This window comes from Paenibacillus sp. JNUCC 35 (genome assembly GCF_058269095.1).
In genome coordinates this window covers 1,013,959-1,034,285 of the sequence record NZ_CM177771.1, presented here as the reverse complement: position 1 = coordinate 1,034,285, position 20,327 = coordinate 1,013,959, and the positions used below count along the sequence as shown (strand labels likewise).

The window sequence follows — 20,327 nt, the reverse complement described above, 5'->3', positions numbered from 1 at the left end:
CAATATTGTATATATATTATTCTATAAGGATAAATATTAAGTTTAAAATGACGAGATTTTCTACATTCCAAATGCTATCTACATGTTAATTATATGATCGTTAAACTCTTTATATATCCTGTATACTTACAAAATTCTTAAAAACAAAATGCTATGAATTTATTTTCGAGTGCAAATCTCTCAATAAAAGGAGTCGTCTAAAATTTTTATACGCAATTTCGTCAAATCCAAGTATCTTTTCATTAAATACATTGTAAACCTCTGAAATTGCTGCAGGCCTTATTATTTTATTATTATATCTTGTAAAGGGTCCGTCGGTTTCAAATAATAATAAATTAGTTGGAATGGACTCTATAATCTTTAGGCCCTTTTTCGAATTTAACATATTTATATTAATGGAAAACATGTACTGCTTCTCAACAATTTTTTCTAGTGTAGATAGCTTTCCAGTATACCAGTGGAATACTGCGTGTTTTACATTATTTTTAGTTAGGATATTTAAAACCTCGTCTTCGGCGCCTCTTGAATGAACAGAATAAATTTTTCCTTTATTATATTTTTCTTGAGTAACAAAATTGAAATTTTCAATTTGTTTTTTTAAATTTATCCTATTTCCTCGTATAACATCAATACCAACTTCACCTATATAATTCGTTTTTTTTACCATTGCTTCAAATATCTCTTGATTTAATGGATAATTATCTGTCAAATCAGGATGAAATCCTAATGCAATCCTAACATATTTAAAACCACTAAAAAATTTATATTGTTTTTCAAACAGTTCAGGAAGATTCGTTACAAATAGAGCATAAATTTTATTTGTTTCATACTCTTTAGCAATTTTCTGTGCATCTGAATAGTGATCAAGATGGACATGAAAATCAAAATATATCATATTTATCCAAATACCTTTCAACTTCTTTACTAAACATACTCAACATTCTTTGGGTTTTATTAAAATATCCTTTGTCTTCATAATAGATGCTTTTCAACCCCAAATAACCAAAAATTTCCCCATTATCAATATCCTGTTTACACGATCTAAAATATTCTATCGAAGATTTATATTCTTCTTTTTGATTTAATGTAGCAACATTCTTCATTTTCTCCTGATAATTTAATTCATATACTACATCAAAAATTTCATTGTCATAAGCCGCTAAAGAAATTTTTCTTAATATACATGGAATGCAATAACCGCATTGCTTGGTTTTATTAGTAAGTTTAATGTTATTTCTACCTTTGGAACAACTATACGTATTCTTTATTTGTTTTTTAAAAAAAGAATTCATATTGTTTATAACAGTTCCCTTTGTTTCATAGATAAAAGGATTAACAATTCTTATTTTAAAGCCAAAATTCTCAAGAATACTATTATACATAGCTATAGTTTTTGGATGCGTTGTTTTAGTAGTAAATCTTCCATTTTTAAATGGATTTAACGAGAGAAAACCATTCTCATAAATATATATCTCTGATATTTTATAATTATAGGCTACGGCACTTGCTAAAGTTAGAAAAAGAAGAGACCTTGTCGCTTGTGAACTTTCTTTTTTTTTGAATTCTAATTTATTAACAAAATATCCAATAGCTCTTTTATCATTTTGAAAAACAAAGTTTTTAATGTCATTTTGTTTACTTTGTTCATATGTGTTGAGTTTGTACCCTAAATAGATAGCATTCCTCTTCTCCATAATATTTTGAAATGCTCCGCTGAAAGAATCTAACCCACCTGATAATAAAGTTATATTGTTATATTGCTGGGCAACTTCTATAGGTAAATAATTAACTATATTACTTTTTTTCTTTTCTATAAACTTAAATAATACGTTATCTCCACTAACGAACCTCATAAGCCTAGTTAAAAGATTATCATTAAGATTCCAAATATCTACGTTCGATACAGGCACCTCAATAGTAAATGTTCTTGTGTTTTCAACTGGCCGTTTCAAACTGATATCCATAAAATAAACTGAAGCAAATACATCAATTAAATCTAGAAGCAATGCGTCTTGATCTGTAACATAATTAGGATTATCAAGATCATTTATAAAATACTCATATGGATATTTACCAAAATAATCAATAAAATGATTCCCCATAATATTAGAACTCTCCTAATTCAGCCGCTTCTGCCCTCAGCACAATAAGTTCAACCAATTTTTTTAAAGAAATTTTACCGTTGATGTATTCATTAATATTGTAAGAAAGATCAGTTGTTACAATTTTTTTAGACTGCTCTTTTATTAACCTATTTATTTCGTTATGCGGGATATCTAAATATATATTGCTAAAGACTTCTATGATTTCGTTTTGAACTATTAAATAAATTAAGAAATAGGCAAATATAGAAATGAAATCATCGATATTTTTGTTATCTTGCAAAAATTCGACAACTGCAAGCCTGAATGCTTGTAACAGTAGCTCAGACAATTCATCATCGGCTCGTTCTTCCGCTAGCTCAATTAGCTTTTCTAAAAAGTTATTTTGTATTTCACTATCTTGTTTAATTTCATCTAAAGTCATCCCCTCAAATTGTCCACCAGACATCACCCCAGTTAAACCTTCAACACCTGCTATAATTAAAACTTTAAAAGCATCATCTTTTAACTCTCTCATTATGTGCTTTTCATTTAGTACCACTGATGTTGCTTGAGGTAAAGTTTTAGTTATATCTTGCTGGCCTATCTCCTGCAATAACTTTTTAACGTTAAGGTTAGTCTTTCTTTTTGAAGTACCCATATTTCATCCCCCATACTAAAATATGGTTACAATTATAGCAAAAATAAATACTACATTTTGTAAAATTATGTCGAAAACTGAAATATCTATTAAGCATGTTTAAAATCAATTTAGAACGAATGATTACGATATTACCATTGTTTTGTTTTGAAGCGATAATACCTGACTAGGCGATCCCATAAAAGAAGCCATCGATGAATCAAGTTGAGTAACTTTACGTTCATGCACTGCTATCCTCATTTCAATTTTCACCAACCCTTATAAAAATCACCTAATTGGGATCCAAGCTTTACGTTTCAGAACCAAATAAAATCTAATGTCATATATAAAATTTAAACCTCTCCAGAAATTATTCTGAAGAGGTTTAAAAACATTTGAGATTAAGTTAGTTGTCTCCCCTTACCGCCGTCCCCCCACCGCCCCCACAACCCCATACCGTGCCAAAAGCTTACGCCCCAGCAGCGCCACGGCGCGATCTGTTATGAAGCCCATCAGCCCGAGGCAAATCAGCCCCACGAAAATCCAATCCGTGCGGAAGAACAGCCGCGAGTTCCAGATGAGATAGCCGACGCCTTCGTTGGAGGCGATCATTTCGGCGCCGATGATGGCCATGAAGGAGGTGCCCATGGCGAGGCGGATGCCGGTGAACATGTACGGTACGGTGGACGGGATGATGACGTGCAAGACGATCTGCCATTCGGAGGCGCCCATGCTGCGGGCGGAGCGGATTTTGTCCTCCTCCACGGCGAGCACGCCGGTCAAGGTGTTCAGCACGACGATGAAGAAAGTGGCGTACAGGATGAGCACGACTTTCGATGTCTCCCCGATGCCAAACCAGACGAGGAAAAGTGTAATAAACGCGATCGGCGGAATGAAGCGGATGAAGTTCAGAAACGGCTCCGCAAAAGCACGGATAGCGTCGACTTTGCCGATGATGAGGCCGACCGGGATGGCGATCAGGCTGCCGAGGGTCCAGCCGAGCAGGACGCGGTACGAGCTGATGCCGATGTATTGCAGCAGGGTGCCGTCTGCCAGCAGCTCGTAGCCGCCTTGGGCGGTCAGGATCGGGCCGGGCAGGATTTCCGGACCGTAGACGAGCGACAGCCCGTGCCACAGAAGCAGTCCCGCGATCCAGAAGACGAGGGTGAGTAGCGTTTTTTTGAACCAAGACTTACGGATGAGCGGTTTCCGGGCCGAAGCAGCCGTAATGGGCGGCTTGGCCGTGATCGGTTTTTTTGCCGTAATGGCGTTCGTGTTCATGTCAGCTTCTCCTCCCTATTCGTCGAAATGCGCCTGGATGCGGTTGTACAGCTCGTAAAACTCCGGCGACCCCAGGTCCCGCGGATACGCGAGGGGCACGTCGTAGATGTGCGAGATGTTGGACGACGGGCCGGCGGACATGATGCCGATGCGGCCGCCGAGCAGCAGCGCTTCCTGGATGTCGTGGGTGACAAAAATGACGGTTTTGTCGGTTTCCTGCCAAATCCGCTGAAGCTCCTTCTGCATGGTGCGGCGCGTCATCGCGTCGAGCGCGCCGAACGGCTCATCCATGAGCAGGATGGCCGGATCGTTCGACAGCACGCGGGCCAGCTGCACGCGCTGCTTCATGCCGCCGGACAGCTCGCGCGGGAACTTGCTCTCGTGTCCCTTGAGACCGACCAGCTCGATGTACTGGTCGGAAATGCTGCGGCGCTCGGCCGCCGGGACACGCTTCATGCGCAGGCCGAACTCCACGTTCTCCCTGACCGTAAGCCAGGGGAACAGGGACGAATCGGCCTGCTGGAAGACGACGGCGCGGTCCTGGCCGGGCCGGTCGACCTCGCGGTCACCGACGCGCACCTGGCCGGACGTCTTGGAGACGAAGCCCGCGATGAGACTGAGCAGCGTCGATTTGCCGCAGCCGCTCGGTCCCAGCAGGACGAAGAACTCGCCGCCCCGGACCGCCAGATTCACGTCCTGAATGATGTAGTGCAGCTCGCCCGCGGAAGGCTGCGTGTAGCTTTTGTCCAGGCGTTCGATGTGGATTTCGTTGCGTTTCGGCACTGCCTTCGTACTCATACTTCATCCCCCTGTTCAGCTTGGTTGCGTTTTTCTTGCCGTATTTCGCTGCATGATAGCGGTCGGTGTTTCGGTGCAAGACGGCGTTCGATCGACCGCTGCCGGGCGCGCGCTGCAATGTTGGCGTGGCGGTCGACCCAGCCCATGTTCCCGCTTTTCCGATTTGCAACCTACTTCACTTCAATGACCCTATCCGGGAACGCTTCCCGCAAAATATCAAGGTTCAGCTTGCTTTTCAGGTCGAAATCCTTCTCGATGATGGCGTTGTCGACCATGTATTTTTTCTGCTCCTTGTAGCCGTTGTACGCTTTATCGGTGAACCCGATTTTCCACGGGTTTTTGGGCAGGTCCTTGAGGGTCGCCTCTTTAGGCTGCTTGACTTCCTTGTACATGATGTCCGCGGTTTCCTCTTGGTGCGCCTGAGCGTAGGCAGAAGCTTCGTCGATCGCCTTCAGGAAGTTGACGAAGCCCGCTTTGTTGTTTTTGAGCAGCTCGTTGGGAGCGATGAGGCCGTTGCCGAGGCGTACCGGCGTTTTGGACATGTCGGTCAGCTCGTGCGCTTCGGCAAGAGCACCGAATTTTTCGTTGAGCACCGCGCCGTATACCCACGCGCCGTCGATCTCGCCTTTTTTGAGCGCGACATACGCTTCATCAAAACCGCCTTGGCCGATCAGCTTCACCTCGGACAATTTGACGCCGTTCTGGCCCAGATACACATCCCACAGGTAAGGGACAAACGTGCCGCGGGAAAAGCTCAGCTTCTTGCCCTTGAGGTCAGCCGCGCTCTTGATGTCCTTGCGGACGAACAGCTTCCACTCGCTTGCGCTCAGATCCGTTGCCGTACCCGACGAGGCGAAAATGGAGTAATCGCCTTTGCTCACGGCATTCAGCAGAGGAAAATCGGCGCCGAACGCGACGTCCACCTGTTTGATAAACAGGGAGTTGACGCCTTCGGCCGGCGTGGCGAACGAGACGAGCTCGGCGTCGATGCCGTGCTTCTCAAAGATGCCCTTGCTTTTGGCGACGCGGAAAATCGAGTTGGTGGAAATGTCCGCGATTTTCAGCTTTAGCTTGGCTGCGCCGCCTTGTTTCGGGTCGGCGACCGCTTTGCCGCAGCCGGCCAGCACAGCCAGCAGCGCGGCGATGAGCACCAGTGCGAGCAGCGTGCGGGCGAAGCGGCGGAGGCTAACGTGACCCGCAGCCTTTTTACTTTTATCTGCTGTCTCTCTCATCGTCCTCACCTAACCCTTCTCCGGTTCCGGCTGGCCTTCGTCCGTTCTCGCTACGCACAGTGCGCCCTCCCCGTAAGAGACGGTTCCTTCGACTTCCACGGCAGTTACCGCTCCGCGAGCAGCCGCTCCCGGCAGACGGAAGTCCGCTACGTCGATCGGCGCGATTTCCACTTCCTCCGGCAGCTCCAACTGCGGCACCCACTCGTAAGGCACGCGGTAGGCGCGGTAGACCATGTTGGAGTTGCGTTTGTTTTTGTAAGGTGAAATGTACTCCCACACAAGCTCATGCTCGCGCGTCACTTCAAAAATCCGGCCGTCCGCGCCCTCGGTAATCAGTGTATTGCCGTTCGGCAGGCGCTGGGCGGAGCTTATGTACGGGCTGTAGAACCGGTACGAATCGAGCGGAGCCTGGAAGCCCGCTTCCGTCGGCGTGTACTGCCACTCGATTTCGAGTGTGACCGGGTTGATCTCCAGAATGCGGGAATGATCGCGGCGGGCGTTTTTGATGCCGTCGGGGGATTCCGGATTCGGTGTGCCGTAGCCGCCCCAGCCGCCGTTGTCGAAGATCAGAATATTGCCCGCGCCCGGCAGTCCCTGCGGAATAAGATGGGCGTGATGCTGGCCGATGATCCAGCCGATGTGTTTCGTCTCTTCGGTATTATAGTTGGGGCCGAGCTTCCAGACGATTTTACCGGTCTTTTTGTCCGTAATGGCAATGATGTTCGTCTCCCGCGCATCCCAGATGATGTTGTCCGGATGGAATCTTTCGTCTCCCGCATCGTAATGCTTGTTCGGCCCGAGGACTGAAGCGGAGTTGATGTGCATCCAGTCGCCGGCGTTCGCCCCGAAGAAACGGGTGTTAGGGTCGTTGTACAGCGCCTTCCGGGCATCCTCGTCAAAACCCAGCTCCTCAAAGTGATCGCTCGTTGTCCACTCCCAGATGACATTTCCTTCCCAATCCACTTCAAGGATAGTATCGTCCAGCAGCTCTTTATCGGAAATTTCGGGGCGATTCACGTTCTTATGTGCAAGCACGATTGTGTTCCCGGAGTGGACTTTCGGCTCCTGACCCGGCACGTAGTACCCGACCGGATTGCCTTCGCGCTGGTAATCATGATGCTGGCGTGCCATCCACTGCGGCTCATGCCCGGGGTCCTCGATATGCTGGTAACGGTCAAACTTCCAGACGATATTGCCATCCCAGTCGACCTGCACCAGATTCACTTCATCCTGAAACCCATACTTCGGATCGCGCTCCGCCGTACTGCCGAACACGTACCCGCCCGGAAGCAGTTTGTTCGGGAACCCTCTCAGCCCCTTCCAAAGATGAACCTCCCGTCCGTTCATGTCGATCAGCAGCGCCCCCGTCTCTGCCGCCTGATACAGTGTGTAGCCGCTCCAACTTTTGCCCGGTTTGTAAACCGTCGTTCCCGTTGGATAAATCGTCGGATGTCCCATATGGTTAACGTCCTCTCTTTTGTTGGATTTGGTTTGTAAAAAAAGGAATGGCCTCGCGCAGTAACGCTTATCCATTTAATCTATCTTCTACATGCAAGTTGATGAATGAAAAGAACACTCCTCTTGTCGTAAAAACTTCGGCCACCCGGGTTAATAAGAAATGAAATTCTTTTTGCGGGCTGCCGTTTTCGGTTTAGGGGCAGATGGCTGATCCGCTGAGGGTTGGGATGACGATTCCGGTCGTAATTCCGATGACGGATCGGATGCTGTATCGCCTGTAAAAGCAGCAGCCAGGCTTTCCTCTCCGGACTTGGCGGATAACCTTGCCGATTCAAGTTCAAGATCGGCCGATGCTCCCCTCGCTGACTTGGCCGGCAAGCCTGCCGAAACAGCTATCGCTGCCGGCTGTGCAGAGGAGTGCAGTAATGGAACCTGCAAAGCATCGGCCTCTGAAACCGCCGCAGGCGACGGAGCCCCCACGGTTGGATCGTCTGCTTCCGTTTCTTCCACGTCCTCCGCATCTTCTCCGGGATAGGCCAGCACCGCTTCCGCGAAACCTTCCATCTGGTCCAGCAGCCTCCGGGAAAAAGCGATCTGATGCGCCAGTTCCTCCGGCGAAAACCCGCCGAACAGGATGCCGATCATATGCGCACTTAGCCCGCTGTTGCGCCGGAGCAGTTCCCGGCCCTTATCCGTAATGTCCAGCGCTACGGACCTGCGGTCGGACTCGCTTCTTTTGCGAACCGCGTAGCCGCCCGCCTCCAGCTTGTCGCACAGCGCCGTTACGGCGCCGGACGTAAAATCCAGCTGCTCCGCCAGCTCTCCCAGCCGCTGCTCTCCCTCTCTGTTAATAGAGTTGAGGATGAGCATGCCCGGCAGTGTGATGCCTTCGACGGAAATTTTGTCGCGTTCCTTCACAAATTTGCGTACCAGCCTGCGGAAGAGCCAGTCGGCCTCTTCGTATAACGCCCAGTCTTTTTCGTGCATGCCATTCCTTTCGTCAGGAGGCCCGGAAAACACAAAAGCCCCCGTTATCCCCTCCGTCTGACGGTAAGAGATTACAGGAGCCTTTGGCGGTCCAATCGGCTTTCCTTATTAGTTTAGTTTTAAAATAATGAATGCTCGCTTAATGAATATTCATTTGATTAGGAATCATCTAGTGATCTTGAAGTAAGATTAAACCAATTAATCATACCTGTCAAGTAGGTTTTGAGTTTTTAATCGCTTTTCGTTAACTATTACCGGAGCGAAATATATGTGAGCGAACTCTCCCAGAAGCACAAAAAAAGAACCTGCCCGAGCAGATTCTTATGCAGCCTGATCATTCTCATTTTGTTAGCCTTCTACCATGCATCCCGGTTATTGACTGAATACGACTGAACTGTAGGGAATTCGACTGCCTCGAATTTAAAATAGCTGTAATTCTCCCCCCAATCTTCCCAACCGGTTGTTTTGGAGTAAGGGACGACCGAAACATAATATCTTAAATCCAACCGTTTAATCCGACTTCTCAAATCCCATGGAATTTCCATACAGTCTTTATTAATCAGCACTCTTGCCTCAACCCCTCTTAAGAGCTTTTGCCGCCAGTACGCAGAGATACTAATCTCATAAACAAGGTCCCCTAAGTATTGCTTGTGGAGCTTTCTCCTGATCCGCTTTTTCATCAATTCACCTTTAACCGTTTATAATCCTAGCATACACAGTAAGTATATAAGTATCTTCTTCTTCATCGTCGATCGCTATGTTTGAACCTTCACTTTCCACAATTGGAACTCCATCGAAACAAGTTTTTTCCCGATACTGTATGAGAACTTCCTTCCGATCGTCAACCTGGTTCACTGTACATCCGAAGGGCAGCCCCAGCCCCTCATAATAAGAAACTACGGAAATTCTAATCGCAGGAATTTGATAATCTCCCCACATGTAGAAGACAAACGTTTTTTCCGCATAAAACTTCTTCAAATAAGACGCCCACGCCGATTCTACGAAAGCGAATATATCTTCCAGCTCGTTTAAGGATAATTTGTTGTTCTTAATCATTTTGTTCAGCCGCTGGACGGTGCGATGGTTATAACGGGCCTCCGTATCAACCTGATCCCGGTCATTTGAAAAGAGCAAACCCGGCCGTTCCGCTATCTCCAAAATCTCGTTGTACGCCTTAATTCCCTTTGTTTGCAGAAAAGCGATCATGCCCCATGCAGCGCATCCAGCGCCTCCGCTTCTGTCTGCTTGAAAAACACCTTATCCCCCTGGTTGCATTCGTAAATAAAATCGTTCAGGCTTTTGCTGTTATACCCGGTGAACTCGCCGACGATGGCGATTTTCATGCTGTAGTTGGTGTATTTTTGCAAAATATCTCCCGCAAGTTTCGTCCGCAGTTCGAAGAAATCCTCAGTGAGCTGTTCTTTTCTTAGGAGTACTTTATCGCATCCGTGGTTGTAATGCACATCTGCCATTAAGTCCAGCGCGTCGTTTACGCTGTTAATCACCACATTTTCGCTGGAGATGATGGCCACTTTTGAATTTTGCCGTTGATCGACTGTAATGTTCATTTCATATATTCCTCCTATTTGTTTGGACGATTATTTATAGATGCCGACTGTCTGTCAGTTATTTTCCCGCTTTCCTTGATACCCTTGCTCATTATAAAAGCCAATGTATCCAACTGGCTGGTATCTTTCAAAACCAGCAATTTAACGCCGTAGGGCTCCAGCAGCTCCATAATTTGGGCTCTGCCCTCCGTTTCATACTGATGACTCCAGCGAAACATATTTCGAAAAATAGTCCATGTCGGCTTATAATTCGCCTTCTCCCGACCGAGCTTCTGCCGGATAAACCGGCTGATGATGCGCTTAGACCGCGTGGAATACTCCGTATCCAGGAGAATTATGAGCTCCGCTCGTTCAAGACAAGGGCCAACCCAGGCGCTATGATGAGCCCCTTCCGTTATCCACGCGTCAGCACGCACTATTTCCGTTAGGCAGGCATCGCGCTCTTCATCCGTTCTTCGCACATCACCCGAGGGAGTTCTTTTCCAGACCACATTATCCAGCTCATAAAAAGGAAGCTGCCATTCGGCAGACAACCTTCTGGCCAGGGTTGTTTTGCCGCTTCCGACCGAGCCCATGATATGAATTTTTTTCATCTAGACCACCGCTTGACACTATTCTATTCGTTCTCATTCCATCCCACAAACCAGGCATCCCCCATAAATTCGTTCCAGTGGAGGACAAAACCTTCGGCCCTCACTTCCCACTCGCAAAACTGATCGTCTACTCCAAAAATCTTGAAGAGTCGGGTCTCTTCCTGTTCGAAGCGTTCAAATTTAAGAATCTCTAAGCTCTTAAAATCTGCGCAATTCATAGATTGAGGAATGTCTCCCTCCTGGAATCTAACAGCTTCATTTGATAGGACCTGCCGGAAAACTAACATGCACCTGTCCGTGTTTTTAGCAACATCGTATGGATTGAGCGGGTGCTTCGGCAAAATGTTTACCGATTCAAGTTCAACGATAATCTCCCGTTCTTTTACCTCAATCCGCTCCACCAGCGCATCATGAAAGTCTATGTCATCAAAATGTATATCCGTGGAGGACTTTTTCCATGATTTCAAATTCACTCACCGCTCATCTAATAAAATACCGTATTAGCAGTTCTCTTGCTTTTTCAAAACTGTTGAGTTCATCCTGAAAGGCACGATAGTCAGAGACTTCAGCAGAGCTAGCAACCCTCCGGCCACCCTCATTCCATCAGGCAGGCTTGTACTCCTCTTGAAGAATGCCCATATGTAGTATGTCGTGCCAATTCCCTTCCCTGAATACCGCCTGCCGGGAGACTCCCTCCCGTTTGAACCCGATTTTTTCATAGAGGGCTATGGCTTTATCGTTAAAAGCAAACACCCGCAAGGACACCCGGTGCAGATTTAATTCAAGAAAAGCGTAATCGAGCAGCAGCCGCAAGGATTCGCTTCCGTAGCCTTTGCCCCAAAACTCTTTCTCGCCGATGTCGAGGATACACTCTCCGCTGCGGTTTTTAAAATCGAGCTGAATCAAGGAGGTGATTCCGATGGGCCGCCCGGATGGCTTATCCAGGATCATATAGCTTTTGGACGTGCCCGACCCCAAAATCACCTGCTCCACAAATTGCCGGGTTTCCGCATAAGTAGACAAATCCAAGGAGGGATTGGTCGTTCTCATCACTTCCATATCGTTTCTCCATGTGTGGTAAATGGCTGCGTCTTCTTCCGTCATTTTTCGAAATAATACTCTCGAAGATTCAAATAACATCCTCTTTGTTCTCCTTTTCCGTTGTCTCCGTCTTCTCTTGAACCGGACCGAGCATAGCTTCCAGGGTAAAAAGCAGAGCATCCAACTGCTCATTCACCTTCGTTTTCTCAGGACCCATATGGGCCGTGTCCATGATTAACCCATCCATGAACGAAATCAGGTAGCGTGAAATGGTTTCGGCCGGAAGCCGGAGTGCAAACTCGCCCTGGGCTGCCCCTTTTTCAAAAAATCCGGTCAGCACTTCCATCGTCCGTTCATAACGTGTCGCGATGTAAGGATAGATCTCCTTGTTGTTCCGGTATTGGGCCGATGAGAAAAACTGCGAGTTCGCCAGCACTAAAGTCTCTTCCATGCTCCCGATTTCGGCCTGCTGCTTGTTAAGCCAATTCTTTATCTGCTGCCAACTGTTCTCCTTGTCGTCACTGCGAAAATAGATCTCGTGCTTGCGGTCCTCATGCCGTAGTAACTCCAGATAGACATGCTCAATGTTATCGAAATAGGCATACAAAGCCCCCCTCGACACACCGGCCGCCTCCATAATGTCCTGCATAGTCGCTCCGTTGTACCCTTTCCGACTAAACACCTGTTTGGCGTTTTGCAGCAAATCGATTTTCTTTTGCCTTTTGTATTCCTCGTTCACTTTGGGAGACATCTTTATTTACTCCGATCAAAAGCAATGTGTGTTGTTCTAGTTGAATTATAAACGACATTCATGTCGTTTTTCAATATAAATATTCCACAATTAAACAAAAGGTGTCCATGGAATCGGTGGGTGCTTCTTCGTTTTAATTTCGATTGGTCAAGCCTTTTAGACGGTTACACGAACCATATACCGCTCAAAAGTTGCAGGCAAACCCACGTCCGTCGCGTGTTTTCAAATAAAAAAGAGAGGCCCTAAGCCCCTCTAAACTATTACTCTAGGAAAATATTTACAAGATCAGCTTACTTTAAAATTAAATTTGTACGGGTTAGACTTGTCGTAATCGAATCCACTTGGTCTAATTTTGAAGTAGATCTTATCTCCAGGTTGAAGAGTCGAATTAAAGCCGTCGTGTTGTCCCGGACCGTTATCGTTTGTGTTCAAGACATACTCCCAGCCTCCTGATGTAACAAGCACAAGCTGCAAATTATAATTTTTGCCGGCAGGAGAGAGCAAGGAGCCGGATAAACTTTGAGTGCTGCTGGTGGAATTGGTCCAATAAAACCAATCTTCATCCGCCGCCGTATCCAGCGTCCATGTATAGTCTGTATTTGGGTAAACATTTAGGGCCTCGCTTCTTGTATCCGCTAACCCGGAAACGGCAAACACAGACTGAGACGACAATAATAGAGATGCGGTTACAACTAAGACCGGGACAATTTTCTTCAATTTGAACACAGTTGATCATCCTCCGTTTAATCATTTGGTTTTTTATATATAAACACCTATAATATACCATATTTATAATATCAAATCCATAATGTTCTTTTAGTAGAGAACATTCGGAGAATACTAAGCACGTGTGACCTGAATGAACTTTGAAAATCAAAAAACCGGGCCAAACCCAGACTCCTGTCTGAATTCGCCCGGCTTTTTAGCCGATTGTTACCCTTCCTCGATCTCTCCGGTCTTCTGCCGCTTCCCGATGCCAAAAACATAGTACCCCACGATGACGACCGCAATGAACACGGCTCCGACGATCAGGGACACCCGGGTATCCGGATTGAACCACATGCCGATGATGACGAGGAACAAGAATACGATGGTAATATAGTTGCTGACCGGGAAAAACCGCGACTTGAAAGGATGATCCGCCATCTCATGCTTCCACTTTTGCCGGAATTTAAACTGGCTGAAGGCGAGCGCAAACCAGGGGATCATCCCCGGAAGAACGCTGGCGCTGTAAATGTACAGGAACAGCTTCGAGTCCGGCGCCAAGTAATTAAAAAGCACGCCGATCAGCAGCAAAGAAATGGTCGTGATGATGCTATTTCTCGGGACACCGCTTTTGGAGACCTTCCCAAAAAATTGGGGGGCCTGCCCGTTCTGCGCCAGCGTGTACAGCATTCTTCCCGCACTGTAAATCCCGCTGTTGCAGCCCGACATCGCCGCTGTAAGCACGACGAAATTGATAATGCCCGCAGCGGCGACAATGCCCACTTTGGCAAAGGTCATCACGAAGGGGCTTCCGATTTCGCCGACCTGGTTCCACGGATAAATCGTCACGATCACGAATATAGCGCCTACATAAAAGATCAGAATGCGCCAGATGATGTTTTTAATCGCTTTGCGCAGCGTATGCTTCGGATTTTCGGCTTCGCCCGCCGTAATTCCGACCATTTCGATCCCCTGGTAGGCAGCGGTTACGATGCAGAGCGCAAACAGGAACCCCTTCAGCCCTCCGGCAAAAAAGCCTCCATGACTGTACAGATTCGAGAGACCGATAGGCTCTCCCCCGTTGCCGAATCCGAAGAAAATCATAGCCGTTCCGATCACCAGCATAAACACGATGGCGACGACCTTGATCATGGCAAACCAGAACTCGAACTCCCCGTAAAATTTCACTGCCGCCAGGTTGGCCGCCGCAATGATTCCCACGCCGATCAAGGCCGGAATCCACTGGGGAATGTCCGGGAACCAGTAGCCCACGTAAATCCCGATTGCGGTCACTTCCGCCATGCCGACCGTCACCCACAGGAACCAATAGCTCCAGGCGGTCACGTAACCGGCGAGCGGGCCGATATATCTGTGGGCGAACGTGGCGAACGAGCCCGTCACCGGTTCGAGCAGCAGCATTTCCCCCATGATCCGCATGACAAAAAACATAATGATGCCGGCCAAAAGATAAGCCAGCAGAACAGAAGGGCCGGCCCATTTGATCGTACTGGCCGACCCCATAAACAGCCCGACGCCGATCGTGCCCCCGAGCGCAATCAGCTCAATGTGCCGCGGCTTCAGTCCTCTGGTTAATTGTTTGGCTTCCAAAAAAACGCTCCCCTTCGTTTGTGTACGTTATCTGCTTTTCACGCTTTCCCATTACTAGTTCGTAACACCGTTCCCCCCAACTTAGTGTGATGCAATCCGGATGAAGCGGCAGCACTGCGTTTTCTCCGTGACGCCCCTCAACGTTACAAAAAATTGTATGACAGAACATTGGCAAATACAACTGCGGGCATGCAGGCATTTACTGGAATCTGGGGGTCGAAAGAACGGCTGAGTAAGCATTACAGGTTCGGCCGATATAGCAGGATTCACTCCTCATTCTTCCTTATGCTTGGATGAACATTTTCGTATGATGACAACTGTGCAGGGACTCCGATTTCAATCAAAAAAACAGCCAAGGACCTGCGTCCCTGGCCGTTTTTATTATTCTCACATACACCCGATCGACAGCTCCTTAAAGCGATACGATACATCCCGCGAAATGCGCTTATTTGCCGAGAAAGTGTTGCATGAAAAATTTCAATTGATATTCCATGCTCAGCGGATCGTTAAAATAGAACGCCTTCGCGTCGGCTTCAAAGACCCGATTGTTTTGGACTGCTGGAATGTTCTTGTAGGTTTCGGTTTTCTGGAAGGAGTTGTCTTCTTCCACGTTCTTACTGAAAATAACATAGTCGCCCATGTAATCCTTTAACACTTCTGTGGACAGGGCAAAATAGCCTTCTTTCTTTGTCATTTCTTTGACTTTATCCGGCATGCGCAGCCCAAACGCCTGGTAGAGGATTTCGGTGCCGCGTCCAAAGTTATCCCCGTAGACATAGAGCTGCTTGTTGAACGTCTCGATAACGGATACCGTCGCATCTGCGCCGATCTTCGCCTTAATCTCTTCTCCGGCTTTTTGGGTCCGCGCTTTGAAATCGTCGACCCAGGCCTGCGCTTCTTTCTCTTTGTTCAGCAATTTGCCGACTTCCAGCTGCTGCTTTAAGTAATCGACTTTTCCGTAAGTATAAGTGACCGTCGGAGCGATTTTCTTGAACTTATCGATGTTCTTGATGTCGGAAAGCCCGATAATCAGATCCGGCTTCAGCTCGATGATCTTCTCAAGACTTTCGTCCGAAACCGCCTCGATGTTTTTCAGCTTCTCTTCGAAATTCGGGTTTTCCTTGGACATCTCGTCCACACCGACCAGAGGCGCCCCCAGTGCCATCACATTTCCCGTTAAAAAACGCGTAAGCACAACGACACGCTGCGGATTCGAGGGAACCTCAACCGGCCCGTTCTCGGATTGATAGGTAAACGTGCCGGATTTCGAAGCTGCCGACGCGGTCCCGGAACTATCAGAGGACGCGTTGTTCCCGCTCTTGGTGCCTGCTTGGTTGCCGCCGCACGCGCTCAGAAGAAGGACAAGGAACAGGGATAACGGAATTAATTTTTTCATAAGACGATTCTCTCCCTCATCAATTTGCTATGTATCTATGAATAATCCAATCGTGAGCGAGTTGAGAGGATATTCATTTTAACAATAACGATAATGATAATCATTATCAATATGATAACCATTTTATAGGCAGGTCGGTCTGCTGTCAATACCTAAATAGGATGGAGCTGCTCTATCAGCATTCTTCTGTGTCTTGATGCTATAACCGCTCACTTGAAAGCATGCAAAAAAAATACAGCGTGCAGGCCTCTTCCCGCCATGTGGCAAGAAAAGAAACGCACGCTGAATCGTAAGAGGATTGTTCGCCATCCGGCTGCCTCTGCCCGTTTTTCGTTTACCGCCGGCTTAATTCAAATTCTCCAAATCCAGCTCGGCTACCTGTTCGGTCAAGCTGGAATACCCTTGCACGGACTGGGCGATGTAGGACAGCACCGTGTCGCTCCAGCCGTAAATGTAGTAGGTGTGCGGGTCCTGAACGGGAACCATCGCATGGCGGTAAGGCGCAAGGTCGATGATGAACGCCTTCACGTCGCGGTTCACCTTGGAACGGTACCGTTTCAGCTCCTTATAAAACGCGCTGCCGCTGTTCTGCTGCTCATCCGTGATCATCACGATCTGGTCCACTTTCTTGCGCTCCCGGATAAGCTTCCGGACGGGCGCCCCCGTACCCGTTCCGCCTCGGGCACGTATCTGCGCCGCCTGGGTCAAAATGCTGTCTTTGCGGGAAGGCTTCGCATCCATGACCTCCGTGTCAAATAGCCAGAACAGGGAGTTCCCCCGGGTCTTTTTATACAGTGCGAGGGCAAAAACCGCACCGGTCTCCAGGTACTGCCCGTTCATCGAGCCCGAGATATCGAGGAAAATCGCCGTTTGATCTCCAAGCTCCGGCAGGTTGTCGAACGTAAGCTCCGCCGCTTCGCGCAAAGCGTCCCTCAGCTCCGGATGCTCCACCTGCCGGAAAGCCGTCGCCAGCCGGAACGGCAGGATCTTCGCTTTGCTCAGCGCCTGCGGATCGGTCAACCGCTGCACGATATACTCCACGTGCCGCGCATCTTCGAGCACACCCGCCCGCTGCATCGCGTTCAAATGACGGAGCAGCGCAAACGTCGGCATCTGGTACAGCAGCGCCTCCCAGACTGCCTTCGACGGCTTGATCGCTCCCGTCACCGTTTCGTAAGGCAGCTTGCCGCGCTCGATCCAGCGGATCTGCTCTTCCTCGGTTGCCGCCAGCTTCAAGCTCTCCAGCGCCTCGACCTGAGGCAGCAGCGCCAGATTGGCCTCCATCCCGCGCAAATAGCGGAACAGCGCCTGCTGCTTCAAATCCTGCGGCTTCGGATGCGCCGTCGCAATGGCGTCGCCCAGACTGTACCCGCGACCGCGTCCGTTGTACTTCACCGCCCAATATTCGGACACTTCGGACAAGAACCGGTTCACCTGCCGTTTCACGGCGCGACCGCCCTCACCCCGCCCCAGACCATTCAAGATGGTCAGAAAATCGGACAAATCCGAAGGAATCCGCACCACCTGCCGGAAAATCTTCGCAAACAGATCCGGACGATACATGGAAAGAATCGCGAGCCCGAACAAAGGCTGCAGCCGCATAAAACCGGCATTACGGGCAAACACAATCGCCCGGGCCATAAAATTCGGATTGGCCTCGGCCATCTCATGATGAAGTTGAGCCGCATCGCCGAGCAGTTCATGCTGATCCACGTAGTACGTGTTCCCCATCGTATTCGTCATCAGCGTCTGCACATACTGCTCCTCGGCAGATCGCGTGTAAGCGGGATAGTTGTCTTTATTGTAGGCATCCGGTCTCAGAGAGCCGAACAGCTTTTTCGCCATACTCATGATTCATACACACTCCTTTTAATAGAACTCCGGCGAAGAAAAAGCGGAACAGGTCTGCTGCAGGAGTCGAACCTGCCGTACTGCCCGGGGTATTGCCATTGGTCGATAAGCTCGAAGGAACCCGTCCCTGCGCCTCGCCGGATATTCATTTTTTTAATAGAAGCGGAGCGAGGAAGATAGTTGAAAAGGTTCGCGGCATCCGTCGGACACCGTCATACTTAACCCTAATAAGTCGAAGAACCCCTTTCTGGCGCCTCGCTCCGTTTTTTTCTTTTGTAGAAACCACCGAGGAAATAGGTCGGACAGGTACATGCTGCTCTACCATCTGAGCTATTCCTCCCCATGGAGGAAGTTGGACTCGAACCAACGACCAGCCGATTAAAAGTCGAAGTAACCCGTCCAGGCGCCTCGGTGATTTTATTGGGCCGGCCGTTTAACGTGCCCGCCTTCTGTACCTATCTTCGCTCATTTTCAGCTCCGCGAACATGGCGAAAGTATTACGACAGGAGAGAAAGTTTACCTTTTTTGCGTGAAAAAAATCTGGTTTCCGCTTACGCGGAGGTGTCCGGGATTTATTGTGGGAAATACGTTCGTTGACGTATTATGAGGGGTAAAGTAGGAGAATTACGGGATTTATAAGGAGCGGTTGGCGGAAAGGTAATTGATGGAGACCTGGCGGAGAGTATCAGGGCAATGAGAAAACTTGCTCAACCGGATTGAATAGCCGGCAACAAAAAAAGGCTTGGAGTAGGACTCCACGCCTTTTCAGCGATCAGGTTTCGTAATTGGAAACCTCACACGCCTATTGCTTCTTTTTCAAAGCCCGCACATCATCACTAAAAGCGCTGCTGTACTGCTCGAATAATCCCGTATCGAACTTATAGTTCTCGTCGTTGGCCTTGGGTGTATTTTCCTTAAGCTGCTTATATAGGTTGTCGGTTTCTTTCGAGAGCTTGGCCCATACTTGCTTCACGTTATCATACTTGGCGTCCAGGCCCTGAATGTACGTATCGTATTCCGCCTTTTTCTCCATTGCTTTGCCCAGGCGCTCCATTGTGAAATCCATATCCAGTGTCTGGCCTGTGCTGCCCGTACCCCTGCTGGTGTAAAAACCGACGTTTACGAATCCATCGTTCCAAATGGACGAAGTCATAAAGTTGCTGATCTGACTTAGTTTAGACTCAGGGGCCGGCTCTTTCGGCTTAACTGAAGCATTCGCCGGATTGGCGGAGTTTGCAGGCGAACTCTTAGCTGTCTCCGCCGGTTTTACCCCTTCGGTTTTTTCCTTGCTTCCACACCCTGTCATCACAAACAACAGTACAACGGCCATTCCAATCAAAAAACTAATTTTGCTGCGTTTAGACATCCCAGTACTCTCCTTTTTTTACAAGTGCTCCTTTTATATCTGTTTTGAGGCACAGGTTTTGAAGGATTTGGCTGAGAAAAAGTAACACGGTAAAAGTAAATCACACAATCGTCCCGCTTCAAGCAAGGTTTCCCTGACGGGACTTCCAGTCCCGGTAACGCTCCGAAATAATCGGCTCGATGATCCGGTAGTTCTCAAGCGAGTCCTCCACATGGTAGATCGTCGGTAAACCCGCCGCCAATACGTTCGTGAAATCGACGGCCGTATAAACATCGTTGCGGATATCGAGGTATTCTCGGGCAAACGCCTCCGCTTCCTCCGACAATTCTTTCGAGCTGAGCACACCGTCCCAGTTGGTACGATAAAACTCGGCGCCCGTCATCTCATCCCGTTTGACTAGCTCGATCTCCGGCGCGTCTTCCTTGCGGCTTCGTTTGCCAACCAGATCGTTTTTAATGACCCAGGCAATGAACATCCCCGTTGGCACGTAGGCTTGAATGACATCCAGCTCAGACGGAGAATCCCCTTCATAATGCCATTTCGCTTTATCGAACACGACGATTTCTTTTTCCGGAATCTGAAATAAAACGTCCCTCGGCTCCTCAACGAACCCTTTGCTTTTCAGTTCATCGGCCAGCTCCTCCATCCGCTTGATCGCTTCCCCCTTAGTGGGATAGGGTTCATAGGTAGGATTCATCGTTTTCTTGTCGGCATATAACCGGCCCTTAATGATATTAACGATACAAACCTGCGTCGCTTCCGTAAGCATCAAATGGTAATAGGTTTTAAAAGTCTTTCCCTGTTTGGTGAGTACGGTTTCGATCTTGTCCATTTTGTCACCTCGCTGTATCGTTGGAATTGGGAAGTTTAGAGGATGCGAGTTAAGAAGCGCAAGGTTTATTGAAAAGAACGGCACCACGCTTAGGTTAGCACAGGAAAATCCGGCAAAAATGCCTACATTCCAATAAGTT

The 20,327-nt window shown here is 48.1% G+C and carries 20 protein-coding genes; all 20 read right to left on the bottom strand.

Translation table 11 applies throughout. The annotated features are described in order from the left end of the window. Positions 1-151: 151 nt before the first annotated feature. The 20 genes from AC2TF6_RS04685 to AC2TF6_RS04590 all read right to left on the bottom strand — a co-directional run bounded on the left by AC2TF6_RS04685 (position 152) and on the right by AC2TF6_RS04590 (position 20,188). Positions 152-895, bottom strand: a complete 744-nt coding sequence (locus AC2TF6_RS04685) for a TatD family hydrolase (protein WP_491310111.1) — start codon at positions 893-895, stop codon at positions 152-154. Continuing rightward, on the bottom strand, positions 882-2,102 hold the full coding sequence (locus AC2TF6_RS04680) for a 7-cyano-7-deazaguanine synthase (RefSeq protein ID WP_491310110.1): 1,221 nt from the start codon (positions 2,100-2,102) through the stop codon (positions 882-884). The genes AC2TF6_RS04685 and AC2TF6_RS04680 overlap by 14 nt, the downstream gene beginning before the upstream one ends. 4 nt (positions 2,103-2,106) lie before the next feature. Further along, on the bottom strand, positions 2,107-2,742 hold the full coding sequence (locus tag AC2TF6_RS04675) for a hypothetical protein (RefSeq protein ID WP_491310109.1): 636 nt from the start codon (positions 2,740-2,742) through the stop codon (positions 2,107-2,109). 399 nt (positions 2,743-3,141) lie between these two features. After that, the gene (locus AC2TF6_RS04670) at positions 3,142-4,002 is read right to left on the bottom strand and encodes an ABC transporter permease (protein WP_491310108.1); all 861 of its coding nucleotides are present in this window, start codon (positions 4,000-4,002) and stop codon (positions 3,142-3,144) included. A gap of 15 nt (positions 4,003-4,017) precedes the next feature. Continuing rightward, the gene (locus tag AC2TF6_RS04665; RefSeq protein ID WP_491310107.1) at positions 4,018-4,800 is read right to left on the bottom strand and encodes an ABC transporter ATP-binding protein; all 783 of its coding nucleotides are present in this window, start codon (positions 4,798-4,800) and stop codon (positions 4,018-4,020) included. Between the two features lie 170 nt (positions 4,801-4,970). Continuing rightward, a complete protein-coding gene (locus AC2TF6_RS04660) occupies positions 4,971-6,041 on the bottom strand; it encodes an ABC transporter substrate-binding protein (protein WP_491310106.1) in 1,071 nt (356 codons plus the stop codon). After that, positions 6,042-7,490, bottom strand: coding sequence for an aryl-sulfate sulfotransferase (locus tag AC2TF6_RS04655; RefSeq protein WP_491310105.1), 1,449 nt, complete (start codon positions 7,488-7,490; stop codon positions 6,042-6,044). A 150-nt stretch (positions 7,491-7,640) separates the two neighbouring features. Further along, positions 7,641-8,477, bottom strand: a complete 837-nt coding sequence (locus tag AC2TF6_RS04650; RefSeq protein WP_491310104.1) for a MarR family winged helix-turn-helix transcriptional regulator — start codon at positions 8,475-8,477, stop codon at positions 7,641-7,643. 690 nt (positions 8,478-9,167) lie between these two features. Further along, entirely contained in the window at positions 9,168-9,683 is a 516-nt protein-coding gene (locus AC2TF6_RS04645; RefSeq protein ID WP_491310103.1) for a hypothetical protein, read from the bottom strand. Further along, positions 9,680-10,045: a DUF4180 domain-containing protein gene (locus tag AC2TF6_RS04640; protein ID WP_491310102.1), complete on the bottom strand. Its 366-nt coding sequence runs from the start codon at positions 10,043-10,045 to the stop codon at positions 9,680-9,682. The genes AC2TF6_RS04645 and AC2TF6_RS04640 overlap by 4 nt, the downstream gene beginning before the upstream one ends. Before the next feature lie 14 nt (positions 10,046-10,059). Beyond that, positions 10,060-10,638, bottom strand: coding sequence for a P-loop NTPase family protein (locus tag AC2TF6_RS04635; protein ID WP_491310101.1), 579 nt, complete (start codon positions 10,636-10,638; stop codon positions 10,060-10,062). Between the two features lie 23 nt (positions 10,639-10,661). After that, positions 10,662-11,105: a hypothetical protein gene (locus AC2TF6_RS04630; RefSeq protein ID WP_491310100.1), complete on the bottom strand. Its 444-nt coding sequence runs from the start codon at positions 11,103-11,105 to the stop codon at positions 10,662-10,664. Between the two features lie 136 nt (positions 11,106-11,241). Continuing rightward, complete coding sequence (locus AC2TF6_RS04625) at positions 11,242-11,778, bottom strand: GNAT family N-acetyltransferase (protein ID WP_491310099.1); 537 nt, start codon at positions 11,776-11,778, stop codon at positions 11,242-11,244. Next, entirely contained in the window at positions 11,768-12,430 is a 663-nt protein-coding gene (locus tag AC2TF6_RS04620) for a TetR/AcrR family transcriptional regulator (protein WP_491310098.1), read from the bottom strand. The genes AC2TF6_RS04625 and AC2TF6_RS04620 overlap by 11 nt, the downstream gene beginning before the upstream one ends. A gap of 285 nt (positions 12,431-12,715) precedes the next feature. Beyond that, positions 12,716-13,156 carry a hypothetical protein gene (locus tag AC2TF6_RS04615; RefSeq protein ID WP_491310097.1) on the bottom strand — a complete coding sequence of 147 codons (441 nt, stop codon included), beginning with the start codon at positions 13,154-13,156 and terminating at the stop codon, positions 12,716-12,718. Between the two features lie 207 nt (positions 13,157-13,363). Next, the gene (locus tag AC2TF6_RS04610) at positions 13,364-14,743 is read right to left on the bottom strand and encodes an amino acid permease (protein ID WP_491310096.1); all 1,380 of its coding nucleotides are present in this window, start codon (positions 14,741-14,743) and stop codon (positions 13,364-13,366) included. 445 nt (positions 14,744-15,188) lie between these two features. Then, positions 15,189-16,139: an iron-hydroxamate ABC transporter substrate-binding protein gene (locus AC2TF6_RS04605; RefSeq protein ID WP_491310095.1), complete on the bottom strand. Its 951-nt coding sequence runs from the start codon at positions 16,137-16,139 to the stop codon at positions 15,189-15,191. A gap of 345 nt (positions 16,140-16,484) precedes the next feature. After that, on the bottom strand, positions 16,485-17,990 hold the full coding sequence (locus AC2TF6_RS04600) for a TROVE domain-containing protein (protein ID WP_491310094.1): 1,506 nt from the start codon (positions 17,988-17,990) through the stop codon (positions 16,485-16,487). A gap of 802 nt (positions 17,991-18,792) precedes the next feature. Next, positions 18,793-19,356, bottom strand: a complete 564-nt coding sequence (locus tag AC2TF6_RS04595) for a hypothetical protein (protein WP_491310093.1) — start codon at positions 19,354-19,356, stop codon at positions 18,793-18,795. A gap of 118 nt (positions 19,357-19,474) precedes the next feature. Further along, positions 19,475-20,188 (bottom strand): DUF7832 domain-containing protein, encoded by a 714-nt coding sequence (locus AC2TF6_RS04590; RefSeq protein WP_491310092.1) that lies wholly within the window; start codon positions 20,186-20,188, stop codon positions 19,475-19,477. Positions 20,189-20,327 lie beyond the last annotated feature (139 nt).